Annotated in this window: 12 protein-coding genes and 1 pseudogene; all 13 read left to right on the forward strand. The window is 44.8% G+C overall.

Annotation, left to right across the window (positions count from 1 at the left end):
• Nucleotides 1–79: 79 nt before the first annotated feature.
• On the forward strand, nucleotides 80–940 hold the full coding sequence (gene rnm / locus AC0VXX_RS07985; RefSeq protein ID WP_475516672.1) for an RNase RNM: 861 nt from the start codon (nucleotides 80–82) through the stop codon (nucleotides 938–940).
• Nucleotides 937–1,557 carry an L-threonylcarbamoyladenylate synthase gene (locus tag AC0VXX_RS07990; protein WP_110458066.1) on the forward strand — a complete coding sequence of 207 codons (621 nt, stop codon included), beginning with the start codon at nucleotides 937–939 and terminating at the stop codon, nucleotides 1,555–1,557. The genes rnm and AC0VXX_RS07990 overlap by 4 nt, the downstream gene beginning before the upstream one ends.
• A 121-nt stretch (nucleotides 1,558–1,678) precedes the next feature.
• Nucleotides 1,679–2,467 carry a segregation and condensation protein A gene (locus AC0VXX_RS07995; protein ID WP_475516673.1) on the forward strand — a complete coding sequence of 263 codons (789 nt, stop codon included), beginning with the start codon at nucleotides 1,679–1,681 and terminating at the stop codon, nucleotides 2,465–2,467.
• 16 nt (nucleotides 2,468–2,483) lie between these two features.
• Nucleotides 2,484–3,107: an SMC-Scp complex subunit ScpB gene (gene scpB / locus AC0VXX_RS08000; protein ID WP_475516968.1), complete on the forward strand. Its 624-nt coding sequence runs from the start codon at nucleotides 2,484–2,486 to the stop codon at nucleotides 3,105–3,107.
• Nucleotides 3,108–3,288: 181 nt separating this feature from the next.
• Nucleotides 3,289–4,551, forward strand: coding sequence for a tyrosine-type recombinase/integrase (locus AC0VXX_RS08005; protein WP_475516674.1), 1,263 nt, complete (start codon nucleotides 3,289–3,291; stop codon nucleotides 4,549–4,551).
• A 178-nt stretch (nucleotides 4,552–4,729) separates the two neighbouring features.
• Nucleotides 4,730–5,260, forward strand: a pseudogene (locus tag AC0VXX_RS08010) (BrxR family helix-turn-helix transcriptional regulator); the annotation flags it as partial.
• Between the two features lie 149 nt (nucleotides 5,261–5,409).
• Nucleotides 5,410–5,574 carry a BrxR family transcriptional regulator gene (locus AC0VXX_RS08015; RefSeq protein WP_475516675.1) on the forward strand — a complete coding sequence of 55 codons (165 nt, stop codon included), beginning with the start codon at nucleotides 5,410–5,412 and terminating at the stop codon, nucleotides 5,572–5,574.
• A 121-nt stretch (nucleotides 5,575–5,695) separates the two neighbouring features.
• On the forward strand, nucleotides 5,696–8,452 hold the full coding sequence (gene cas3 / locus AC0VXX_RS08020; RefSeq protein ID WP_475516676.1) for a CRISPR-associated helicase Cas3': 2,757 nt from the start codon (nucleotides 5,696–5,698) through the stop codon (nucleotides 8,450–8,452).
• Nucleotides 8,449–10,029: a type I-E CRISPR-associated protein Cse1/CasA gene (gene casA, locus AC0VXX_RS08025; RefSeq protein ID WP_475516677.1), complete on the forward strand. Its 1,581-nt coding sequence runs from the start codon at nucleotides 8,449–8,451 to the stop codon at nucleotides 10,027–10,029. Before cas3 ends, casA begins: the two co-directional genes overlap by 4 nt.
• Complete coding sequence (gene casB / locus AC0VXX_RS08030) at nucleotides 10,026–10,589, forward strand: type I-E CRISPR-associated protein Cse2/CasB (RefSeq protein ID WP_475516678.1); 564 nt, start codon at nucleotides 10,026–10,028, stop codon at nucleotides 10,587–10,589. Before casA ends, casB begins: the two co-directional genes overlap by 4 nt.
• Nucleotides 10,590–10,649: 60 nt before the next feature.
• On the forward strand, nucleotides 10,650–11,684 hold the full coding sequence (cas7e, locus tag AC0VXX_RS08035; RefSeq protein WP_475516679.1) for a type I-E CRISPR-associated protein Cas7/Cse4/CasC: 1,035 nt from the start codon (nucleotides 10,650–10,652) through the stop codon (nucleotides 11,682–11,684).
• 11 nt (nucleotides 11,685–11,695) lie between these two features.
• On the forward strand, nucleotides 11,696–12,448 hold the full coding sequence (gene cas5e, locus AC0VXX_RS08040) for a type I-E CRISPR-associated protein Cas5/CasD (RefSeq protein ID WP_475516680.1): 753 nt from the start codon (nucleotides 11,696–11,698) through the stop codon (nucleotides 12,446–12,448).
• A complete protein-coding gene (cas6e, locus tag AC0VXX_RS08045; RefSeq protein ID WP_475516681.1) occupies nucleotides 12,435–13,106 on the forward strand; it encodes a type I-E CRISPR-associated protein Cas6/Cse3/CasE in 672 nt (223 codons plus the stop codon). The genes cas5e and cas6e overlap by 14 nt, the downstream gene beginning before the upstream one ends.
• Nucleotides 13,107–13,114 lie beyond the last annotated feature (8 nt).

Here is a 13,114-nt window from a genome sequence, read left to right on the forward strand (position 1 = left end):
TTATTTGACCATCAATGTTTGTGTAAATAAGTTAAGCCAATTAGATGTTTCTAATGGCAAACTCGAGTAGAATATGCGGATGACAGATGAAACGCTTTTAATCGATCTACACAGCCACACCACCGCATCTGATGGTCAATTAACGCCATCAGAATTAGTCGCTCGTGCCCTTGAAAAAGGGGTGCAGGTGTTGGCCATTACTGATCACGATACGACGGCGGGCCTCGATGAGGCGCACCATTTTAACAATGCGCAGCCTGAGCCGCTAAAATTGGTGGATGGCACCGAGATATCGACTCGTTGGAATAACTTTGATATTCATATTGTTGCCTTAAACATCGATAGAACAAACGCCACGCTTGATGGGTTTCTCTGTCAGCAACGAACCCTGCGCGAAACCCGCGCTAAAGAGATAGGCCTTAGGTTAGAAAAAGCCGGTATCGAAGGGGCTTACGAAGGCGCAAAAGCGTTCGCGGGTGGCGCGGCATTAAGTCGTGGCCATTATGCGAGATGGCTGGCAGAACATGGCTATGCGGTCAATCAGGCGTCGGTATTTAAGAAATACCTTGCCCGAGGTAAAACAGGCTATGTACCTAATAATTGGTCCGACATGGCCAGCGCCATTGAGATTATTCATCAGGCTGGCGGCGTTGCGGTATTAGCGCATCCAAGTGGCTATAAGTTGTCGGCTAAATGGCTAAAGCGTTTAGTGCGCGACTTTAAAGCGGCCGGCGGCGATGCCATGGAAGTGGTGCTGGGTCAGCAAACCTTAGATGACCGCAATAATTTAATTGCCCTTAGCAAACTTAATCAGCTATTCGCGTCCCTTGGCAGTGATTTCCACTTTCCGGGTAGCTGGATTGAGTTGGGTAAAAATATGTTCCAACCCCAGGGGGTCGACTGGGTTTGGCAAATGGATAAATGGATGGAAAGCCGATGAGTCAATTTTTTTATGTTCATGAGGAAAACCCACAAACGCGTTTGATTAACCAAGCGGCGCAACTGATTAAACAAGGTGGAGTGGTAGTTTACCCCACCGATTCTGGTTACGCCTTAGGGTGTTTATTGGGTGAAAAGGAGGCGATGACGCGTATTGCGCGCATTCGTCAGATTGATAACGATCACGATTTTTCCTTGATGGTGCGTGACCAGTCTGAGCTGGCAACCTACGCCCGCGTCGATAACCAAGCTTATCGTGTGCTTAAAAACAACACACCGGGGCCGTTTACCTTTATTTTTAAGGCGACCAAAGAGGTGCCTAAACGTCTGCAAAACCCGAAAAAGAAGACCATAGGTATTCGGGTTCCCGACAATATTATCGCGCTGGCCTTACTTGAAGCGTTGGATGCACCGCTGATGTCGACCAGTTTGATCATGCCAGGAGAAGAGTTTACCGAGTCTGATCCCGAGCATATTCGCGATATTTTAGAGCACCAAGTGGATGTGATTATTCATGGTGGATACCTAGGACAGAAACCCACCACGGTGATCGACCTGTCTGAAGGCGAGATTGAGATATTGCGTGTTGGGGCTGGCGATGTGAGTCAGTTTGGTTAATTTCCTGTCTATTGGGTGATTAAGCAGGTATAATCGCGCGTTTGATAAAAGCCATACCGTTAAAATGGTGCTGGTGGCTATCGTTTTACCCTTTGAAAAATAAGGGATATTGGGAGAGCGGATGCAGGGTACACAGCAAAGTTTACCTTTAGCCGTGGTACGCGGTGAAGTGGTTAAACACTTACCCGCCGATCTTTTTATTCCTCCCGAAGCGCTCGAAGTATTTCTTGAGTCGTTTGAAGGTCCGCTCGACCTGCTGCTGTATTTGATCCGCAAGCAGAAACTCGATGTGGTGGATTTGGCCATTTCGCCTGTGACGGATCAATATCTTGAATATATTGAACTGCTGCAAGGGGCTAGGGTTGAATTAGCCGCCGATTATCTGGTGATGGCAGCAACCTTGGCCGAGATTAAGTCTCGGCTTTTGCTGCCTAAACCGGATGTTGAAGATGAAGAAGAGGAAGACCCTCGCGCGCAATTGATTAGGCAATTAAAAGCCTATGAAGTGATCAAAGAGGCGCAGCAGCGCCTGGATGAGTTACCCCGTTTAGAGCGTGATATTTTTCAAGCCAGAGCCTTACCTGCTGCCGATATTAAGCCGGTGTTGGTACCGCCTTCGGTATCGTTAGTGGAGTTAGCTGGCGCGTTTGCCGCGGTGCTTAAACGGGTTGAAGCGACTGAGCACCATCAAGTTCACCGGGAAACCTTGTCTACACGTGAACGCATGATCCAGATCTTGGCTATGCTAGAAGGTAAGTCCTACGTCCCGTTTGAACACCTGTTTGATGTTGCCGAAGGGCGCAGTGGTGTGGTGGTGAGTTTTCTGGCGCTGATGGAGTTGGTCAAAGAGTTACTGGTTGACGTCATTCAGGCCGAGCCGTTGTCGACCATTCACGTTAGGGCGTATTGAATTGTCGAAAAATAAACTGCAAATCAATCCAGAACAACTTAAGCAGCTGATTGAGGCGAGCTTATTTGTGATGGCGAAAACGGTATCGATAAAACATTTAAGCGAGAGCGTACTGGCCAATTTTAACGTTTCACGGGTTAAAATTAAGGCGGCAATTGACGCTTTGCAGCAAGACTATCAAGGCCGCGGCGTTGAATTGGTTAAAGTGGCTGGGGGCTATCGTTTTCAGACCATTGAAACCTTAAGTCCTTATTTACAACGTTTATGGCAAGAGAAAGCGCCGCGCTATTCAAGAGCGACGCTAGAAACCTTGGCGGTGATAGCCTACCGTCAACCTGTGACACGTGGCGATATTGAGTTTGTCCGCGGTGTAGCAGTCGGTAGCCATATTATTAAGAGTTTATCCGATAGACATTGGATAAAGATTGTAGGCCATAAAGAGGTGCCGGGACGGCCCGCTCTGTATGCGACTACAAATGAATTTTTAGCCTATTTTGGCTTAGATACGATAGCAGATCTTCCTGCTTTATCTGATGCTGAGTCATTAGCGGCGCTGTTTTCTGGTGTGACCCGTCCTGAGACGGACATAGACGCGCCAGAGTCCGCGCCCAAAACTACAGAAGAGTCTACTAATGAGTGATTCTAAACCAGCCGTTTCAGATGCTTTCACTACCGTTCGTTTTGTGCGTGTTAAGTGCTGAAAACATAAGCTAAAGTCACTTTTTCAGTAAAAATTTATTCGATTCCATTCAGAACCTACCTCGAGATTTGTGTACATAATCGCGTACATAATTTCGCTATGTACACAGTGGTGAAAGGATATGGCGTTAACTGATTCGTGGTTAAAAGCAAACTTAAACAAAGAGAGTGCTAAAGCTTTCGAGCGTACTGATCGTGACGGACTAAGTGTTAGGGTTACCGCTAAAGGCGCTATCACATTTCAAATGCGCTATCGATGGAATGATAAAGCGGCTCGCATCGATATCGGCCCTTATCCTTTAATGACACTTAAAGAGGCAAGGGATTCCTGCGACGAACAGCGTAAGCTGTTGCTCAATGATATCGATCCGCGTGAAGCTAAGCGAGAGAAAGCGGCAAAAGCCAATGCTGATGATGGCACAGTAGAGAGTGTTTTTCGTGCCTGGCATAACTCGCAATTTGGTGAAGGCCGCTCAAACGTCAAAGAGCAAACGGCAAAAGAATACCTGCGCGCGCTCGAGATAAACGTATTCCCAACGCTCGGACAGAAACAGGTCGACAAGGTGACGCTTCACCAATGGCTCGATCTGCTTGAGTCGCTTGCCGCCAAGAAGCCTACTATTACCAACCTAGTGTTAACCGTTAGCCGCCGTGCGTTAAAGTGGGCCGTTCGCCGCCGCTTAATTAAGTCGAATGAGTTAGCTGGTATCGAGTCAAAAGAAGATTTAAACATCTCATTAGGTAGCCGTTCACGCATCCTGAGTAATGATGAATTAGCGATTTTGCTGCAAGGTATAGAGCACGCTAATCGTCAGCGATTGGGTAATCGCATCCTTGTCTTTTTAGCGTTGTTCTATGGTTGCCGCGTCGGCGAGCTGCGCCTTGCTAAGAAAGCACATTTTGATTTAGATAAAATGGTGTGGACGGTACCTGTTGAGAACCACAAGACAGGCTACAAGATGAAGCGTGCATTACTGCGCCCGATCATAGAAGAAGTGAAGCCCGTTATCGAGCTTGCTATGTCATTAAGCGATGGCGATCTGATGTTCCCTACCAAAGACGGTGAGGTATATTCTCAAGCTGTTGTCACTCGCATGGCTAAGCCAATTATCACTTGGTCTATTAAGAACGGTACGCCGCTTGGTGATGATTGGACTATGCACGATTTGCGCAGAACGCAGCGCACTAACATGAGTAAAATCACTACGACGGAAGTCGCTGAAACCATGTTGGGGCATAAGCTGGATGGCGTGCAGTCAATCTATGATCATCACGATTATATAGAAGAACAAGCGAAAGCGTATAAGGCGTGGTGGCATAAGCTGCAGCAACTTAAAGATCCTGCAGCTTATGAGAATGTGGTGGAGCTTAAGGCCGCGCAATAGTCGCCTTATTTTTTATTCGCATGCACTCATCAAAAAAATTCCAAGTCTAAAATATATCACGATATTACAGTGATATATTTAATTTTTAAATAGAGGGATAAAGCCTAATATCTAGACATTATTTGGTGAATAAGATATATAAAAGTAGTGTGTCAGTTAATGTCCTAAGGAGAGGGATATGGTGACTGGGAACGTAATACAAAGATTTTACTTTATTGAATTGTTGGCATGGTGGAAGGGAAACATTGGCAACAAGCAACTCATCAATCAATTTGCCATTAGCCGTCAACAAGCCTATCAAGATTTAAAAAGTTACCTCGACCGCTATCCCAATAGCTTAGTTCGTACAGCGAAGGCATATGACCCCTCATCCGAATTTGTACCGTACTTTATTGCGTCGACTGCAACTTCAATAGACAGAAATAATTACCTCCAATGGTTCGTAACCAAGCAATTGCATTTTTCCTCACCGGTATACTTGAATGTAAGCTTGTTAACGTTGCCACATCGAACTGTATCGGCAAACGTAATCCGCGTATTAGTACAAGCCATTCATCAACAAAAGCGCATGGAAGTTAATTATGTTTCTATAACTAATCCAGAAAGTGATGGTCGGATCTTCCATCCTTACACCCTAGTTAATACGGGGTTGAGATGGCATGTCAGAGGCTATTATGAAAAGTCTCAAGGTTATCGCGATCTAGTATTAAGTCGTTTTCTTGGTTATGCCGAATTGCTCGATGGTCATTATCGAGGTGTCGACGCTGATTTTGCCTGGCAAACTACTATTCTACTCTTACTACAACCTGATCAACGTCTTTCTCAAGAAAAACAAGCTGTGTTAGCCAATGATCACAAATGGAAGGTGGCCAGCCTATTCTTCACATCCGTGCAGCACTTGCTAATTACCTACTGCACGAAATGCGGGTTAACACCAAAATGCTTGATGGCATTCCGGAAACCCAGCAACTGGTATTGGTCAATCAACATGATATAAAACAGTGGCTCTTAGTGCTTAATTGAACGGAAAATAACAAATCGCCAATGTAAGGTAAAGTCGCTTTACCTTAGTTTTTAACCAGTGTTGTGATGCGCTTTGAACACAGTAAAGTGGTCGCGACTGAGCGAATAACAAGGGAGTCAAGTGAGTAGGGAAATGGACACCGATGAAGTAAGTTATTTTCAATATTGGGGTAAGGCCAGAAAGGCTTCTTTACAAATGGAGGCTGATTACCACCTGCTGGCTTATCACTGTTTAGATGTGGCTGCTGTTGGTCATTGCTTATTAGATGACAATAGAGTGCTTACGAAAGATCTCGCAAATTTTTTAGAGCTTACACCTAAGCAAGTGCAAAGTTTATTGGTATTTTTTCTTGTTCTTCACGACCTAGGGAAATTCGCATCGGCCTTTCAGCAACTGTTTAGCATTGATAATGAGTGCTTATTAAAAGTAGATCATTGCACTCAATACGACGGTAAATCTTTCCGTCATGATCGTATGGGTCTTTATTTCTGGCAACAATTAGAATTTCTCGTTTTCAATGAGTTGTTTTCAATACCAAAATTAAACAAAAGAGATCGACAGCACTTAGAGATAAAAAAATCGTTAATGGTGATCATGGATTGCATGCTTGGCCACCATGGGCAACCCGTTGATACAAAAGATCCGGGTGCCATTAAGGCTTTTACAGAGCTAGCCAATATGATTGCAGTAGAAGAATATTTCCGTGATGTGGTGGATTGCTTGCAACCAGAGCTGCCTATTGAAAAATTTAGCTCAAAGGAATGGCGAAAAAAACTAGAGCAAGTGAGTTGGCAAATCGCAGGGCTTGCGGTGTTAGCTGATTGGGTTGGCTCGGACAGTCGCTTTTTTACCTACCAATCTGAACCTATTGCACTTAAAGAGTATTGGTTACAGGCGCAACAAATTGCTAAAAGCGCTTTAGCTGCAACGGATCTCAATAAAGCGCCGATCATAAAACCGTTTCAATCTATCCAAGCGCATTATGGTTATGCCCCAACGCCGCTGCAACGCTGGGCCGAAACTGTCGAAATCAACAATCAACCCCAATTATTTATACTTGAAGATGTTACCGGTGCAGGTAAAACCGAAGCCGCATTAGCGTTAACCCATAGGCTAATGGAAGCCGGTGCAGCAGAAGGTTTTTATTTTGGTTTACCGACCATGGCTACATCCAATGCCATGTTTGCTCGCGTTGCTAAACATTACCAGCAAATGCTAACAAGTGAAGGATCACAGCCAAGCATTGTATTGGCACACGGTGCACGGGAAATGAACGATATATTTCGTGAGGCAGTACTAGCATCAGGTAGTACAGACACCAATTATCACCAAACAGACAGTACGGCTACGGCACAATGCAACCAATGGCTAGCCGACTCCAAGAAAAAAGCCTTATTAGCACCCGTTGGTGTAGGCACTATTGACCAAGCTTTATTAACCGTACTACCTCGACGTCATCAATCATTGCGCTTATTAGGGTTAAATAGAAAAGTGCTAATTTTTGATGAAGTACACGCTGCCGATGAGTTCATGTTTGAATTACTGGAAAGCTTATTAGCCCTGCATTTACATCAAGGTGGTTCAGCCATTTTGCTTACCGCAACCTTGTCATTAAAGCAGCGCCAGCGTTTAGTCAATGTATGGCTAAATGCTGGTCAACTTCCGAGCTACCCATTACAGCAGCAAGCGTTTCCACTAGCCACAAAAGTCGCATTACAACAACAGTCGGTGCTAGAGCAACCATTGGCAAGTCGTAAAGATGTCAGTAGAGAGGTCGCGATTACCACGCTCAATACCCTTGATGCGTGCATCGACACCATATTAACCGCTGTAGCTCAAGGGCGGTGTGTAGTGTGGGTGCGCAATACAGTGGATGATGCCTTAGCTGCATTTAAAAACTTACAAGAGCAATTGGAAAACCCAGAAGACTGTTTATTGTTCCACAGTCGTTTTGTCTTGGCTGATAGAAAAAGCATTGAAAATAAAGTGTTGAGCATTTTCGGTAAGCAAGGTGATAACACTGTCCGTAAAGGCAAAGTACTGATAGCAACGCAAGTGTTTCAAGAATCATTAGATGCAGACGCCGACATCATGATCACCGACATATGTCCTATTGATGATTTAATACAACGTGCAGGCCGTTTGCACCGCCATACTCGTGATCATCAAGGGCGACACCAAGCTAACATTCAAGATGCACGTACTCCAGCTACCCTCTATATCCATGCGCCTGAATTTACCGCTACGCCTATGAGTGACTGGCTAAGTAAAGACTTCCTCAATACGCAATATGTTTACCGTTCACCGGGGCGTTTATGGTTAGGCTTACGTGAGTTATTAACGTTAGGGGCTATTCGCATGCCGAGTGAGGCGCGCCAACTGATAGAGGCTGTTTACAGCGACGACGCTTATAACACCATTCCTGCAACACTCACTAACCAAGAAAATCAATTAATTGGTGAGGAGCGCAGTAAAGCCGCTAAAGCTAAATCCCAATTATTACAATGGCAGCAATTTGGCTACAGCGCAGAAAGCGCCAGTGGTTGGTATGAAGATAACAGCGACATTAGTACCAGGCACAGCGATATTGAAACGGTTGACGTGTTGTTATTAAAACAAAATGAAGCAGGCCAACTGGCTCCTTGGATAGATGATGAAAAGTTTGCCGTGCCGTTAAGCACGGTGAAAATGTCAAAACATAAATTCGCCGATAAATTACAACCCGTCCCTGCGACCTTTGCAAACACCATCAGTAACTTAGAGCAACAATACCAACAAATAAAATACCTACAACTTTGGTTACCAGAGTTAGAGGAAAACTATACCTACCACTCAACAACTGGTTTTTGTCAGGTACAAAAACAGGAGGTGTTATGAACCTAGTTAAAGACCCATGGCTACCATTTAAATTGCGAGACGGCAGTGAACAAACCTTACCCATGTCAGCCATTAGCCGTGCGGACATAGTCGACTTTGCCCTACCTCGTGCTGATTTTCAGGGGGCGGCTTATCAATTTGCCATCGGGCTATTACAAACCGTGTTGGCGCCAGAGGATGAAATTGCTTGGATTGAAAATTTTGAGCAAGCGCCCACTGAAGATGAGCTAGTACTAGCATTTAATAAAGTACAGCATGCCTTCAATGCAACGGGTGTTGGGCCGCTATTTATGCAAGATTTCGAGCAGTTGATTGAACAAAAGCCCACAACAGTTGCTGGTTTACTAATAGAAGCGCCCGGTGCTAATGGTATAAAACTCAATACCGATCATTTCATTAAACGCGGTATAGGCAATCAAATGTCGCTAGAAATGGCGATGTTAGCGCTCTTCACTCTGCAAATAAATGCGCCCTCTGGTGGCGCAGGCCATCGAGTTGGTTTGCGAGGTGGTGGGCCACTCACTACTTTAGTTATGCCACAAGATGAAAACGCTAATTTATGGCAAAAACTCTGGCTTAACGTCATCAATCGCGATCATTGGCGGTATTCCGCCCCCAATTTTCACGATGGCTCGGTTTTCCCTTGGTTAGAAAAAACCAAAACAAGCGATAAAAAAGCCACTGAAATTTATGCACCCAATGTGCATCCATTGCATATGTATTGGGCAATGCCACGGCGAATGCGCTTAATGGTCGAAAGCAAAGCTGCTGAATGTCAAATCTCAGGTTTGCCGACAGAGCAAGTCGTTAGCGAATACCGTACCCAAAATTATGGACACAATTATTCTGGCACTTGGGCACACCCCTTTACTCCCTATAAGTGGAATCCTAAAAAGCCCGAAGAAGAACACTTATCTGCCAAAGGCCAACCCGGTGGAATTACATATAAAACATGGGACAACCTGACCTATACCAATGACGTTGATGGTCAGCGTTGCGCCACTGTCGTAGAGCATTTTTATACAATTGCCGATATGTTGGCCGAAAAGCAAAGTGCTATTCCCCGCCTATGGGTATTTGGTTACGACATGGACAATATGAAAGCACGTTGCTGGTATTCCACATCAATGCCGCTATTTGCGATACCAGCTGAAAAACAAGAGAAGGCATTAAGGGAGATTAAGCAGTTACAAGCAATTTGTAATAATGCACTTTGGCATTGCCGTAGCCAAATAAAAGCCGCTTGGTTTGATAAACCGGGCGATGCAAAAGGGGATACGTCCTTTATTGATACCGCCTTTTGGCAACGCAGTGAAGCTGCATTTTTTACCGCGGTTGCGGCACTCATTTCTCATCCCGAATGTCCTCCAGATGTTGCTAAAACATGGTTGCAAACACTCCGTAATATTTGCGTAGATTTATTCGATGAATACGCCTTATCAGAACTGGGTAATGCCCGTGCCATGGCTAAACGCATTCAAGCGCGCCAAGCATTAGTTGGTTGGTTATTTGGCGGCAAAGAAATTAAAGCCTTTATGGCCAACCATCAAATTGACGTTAAAAAGGACATAGCATGAGTAGTCTCTCTCCAGAATTAAGTTGTTTACGCTGGTGGCAAACGATGTTCTTGCCTGCTGAACAATTAAAAGAATATGGCTTGCAAACAGCGCCCACATTATACAAAGCCCAGCTAAAACGTTGCGAAAGCTTAAGCGCCATTATGCTAACCGAAGGTTTCCGAGCTTTATGGTTGAGCTTACCGCCAGAAATCATCGAAAAGGCAACCGAAAAAGACTTTGAATGTTGGGCAACGCTTGCAGGTGTCTTGGTCTATGTAAAAAGTGATAGTAAACAGAAGCTTGCCCAAGCAGCTGGCAGTAAAAGTGATGGCGATAAGTCAGTCGTCAGCGAGTTACGATTTGCCCAGCTGCAAGATGCGAGTACCGCCGAAGAGTTATTGCGTCGCATGCGCCGAATTTTGCAGCAAGTCAACAATGAGGTTGCTGTAACAGCATTGATTAAAGACGTACAAAAATGGTTTTCTGAGCACCATAACTTTCGCCCGGAGCGAGCAGAAAAACGCATTGCCGTGCAATGGGCCATGGAGTATTACCGTGCTGCATCAGCGAAAAATTAACTTAATTTAAAACAGATATTCAATAACCTAATCAAATAAATTTAAAACTAAGGAATGAACATGAGCCAATTTATCCAATTACATTTATTAACCTCGTATGCTCCTGCTAACTTGAACCGTGATGATTTAGGCCGGCCAAAAACTGCCAAAATGGGTGGTTTTGAGCGCCTGCGAGTGAGTTCACAAAGTTTAAAACGCAACTGGCGCGTATCTGAATTATTTGAAGAAGCCATGGCGGGTAAAATTGGTACACGTACCAAGCGATTTGGTGAAGAAATTTTCAATGCGTTAATAGCTAAAGATGTCAAAGAAAAAGAAGCAAAAGAATGGGCTACAACAATTGCAGGTGTCTTTGGTAAAAACAAAAAAGACTCATTAGATATTGAGCAACTTGCCCATATTAGCCCTGCCGAACGTGATGCAGCCTTGACTTTAGTGGCCATCTTAGCAGAGCAAAACCGTGCACCCACCGAAGCAGAGTTAGCGTTACTAAAAAATGAGCATACTGCAGTCGATATTGCTTTATTTGGTCGTATGTTGGCATCAAGCCCCGCGTTTAATGTAGAAGCGGCTTGCCAAGTGGCACATGCTATTAGTGTACACAGCGTAGTGGTCGAAGATGATTACTTTACCGCAGTGGATGATTTAAACGATGGTAAAACTGATGCAGGCTCAGCACATATCGGTGAATCTGGTTTTGCCGCCGCCTTGTTTTATAGCTATATCTGCATTAATAAAACCCAACTAATTGAAAACTTAGCTGGTAATGAAGAATTAGCCAACGCTGCGATACGCGCATTAACCGAAGCCGCGGTGAAAGTGTCACCAACAGGTAAACAAAATAGTTTTGCATCTCGTGCTTATGCCAGTTTTGCCCTTGCCGAGAAAGGAAAGCAGCAACCACGCCAACTTTCAGTAGCCTTTTTAAAGCCAGTCAATGATGCAGATCAAGCCGGTGCTGCCATTGCGGCATTAACTAAGCAAGTGACAAATTTTGATAAAGTTTACGGTGAGTGTGCTGATACCCGCTGCCAGTTTAATGCCATGAGCGGCGAAGGCTCATTAGCCGAGTTACTTGATTTTGTCGCTAAATAAAGGGAGGCGGCATGAAAGATTATTTGGTATTTCGACTCTATGCCCCCCTTGCCAGTTGGGGGCAAGCCGCAGTAGGCGGTGATAGGCCCACAGGCTTACAACCTACTCGTTCGGCTATTTTAGGGTTGCTTGGTGCAGCCCTGGGTATTCAGCGCGACCAACGCGAGCAGCTTGAAGCTTTGCAGCAATCGGTATTAACCGCTGTTAAGCAAACGGTACCTAGTACTTTGCTACGTGATTACCACACGGCGCAAGTGCCTAGTGCAAGTAATAAAGTGGTGTTTCGCACACGCAAAAGTGAGTTGAGGGAACCGAATTCTAAATTGAATACGATTTTATCAAGCCGTGATTACCGCTGTGATGGTGTGTGGATAGTGGCGATATCGCTATCTAAAGACGCTAAATATACCTTAGCCATGTTGCAACAAGCATTGCTAAAACCAGTGTACAGCCTAAGTTTAGGCCGAAAATCGTGCCCGCCAGCGTTACCACTTAAGCCAACATTGGTGCAAACAGCTGCGCTGAAACAGGCACTAGATACGGAGTTCCCGGCGCTGACCCGCTCGCTCAAAGAAGATAATTTATGGTTAAAGGCCAATGGTTGGGTCAGTTATTTTTGGGAAGGGGATAAGGCCGAGTTTACCAGTGATGCCGTATTAACGACGCACCCATGGGATGACCCAATTAGCCGAGAACGCTGGCAATTCAAACAACGTGAAATGCATCAAATTTCACTAAAGGAGGACGTGAATGTACCTATCTAAAGTGCAGTTACTGCCTACTGTGCAGGCGGGTGCTGAATTGGCTAAGTTAAGCCAAAATGGGGTATATGCTTCGCATCAATTGCTTTGGCAATTATTTCCTAACGAAAAGGAAAGGGAATTTGTGTATCGAGAAGAGCAGGATGATTTTGGTCAACCACAGTTTTTTGTTTTATCTAAAAAACAACCCACTCCCACACCGTTATTTACCATTGAGAGTAAAGCCTTTACACCGCAATTAATGGCTGGCAGCCGTTTGGCGTTTAAATTGCGGGTTAATCCAACCATTTGTATTACGCCAAAAGAGGGCAAAAGCCAGCGCCATGACGTATTAATGCATGCTAAACGACAAAACCAACATCATGCGAAAAATGCTGAACAGCTTAAAAGTATAATGGATCACGCCGCTATCCATTGGCTTGCTGATGAAAAACGCTTAGCACAATGGGGGGTAGCGCTTGATAGCCTGCCTCATATCATGGCCTATAACCGGCACCATAGTAATAAACGCTCAGGCCTGAAAATACAATTCTCAAGTGTTGATTTTGAAGGGTTATTAACGGTGAAAGATCCTGAAGTATTTATGCAACAATACCAAAAGGGGTTTGGCCGGGCAAAAGCCATGGGCTGCGGTTTGATGTTGATCCGCCGGATTAGCTAAGGCGTTAA

Source organism: Shewanella sp. QJM3NY_23, assembly GCF_056173105.1.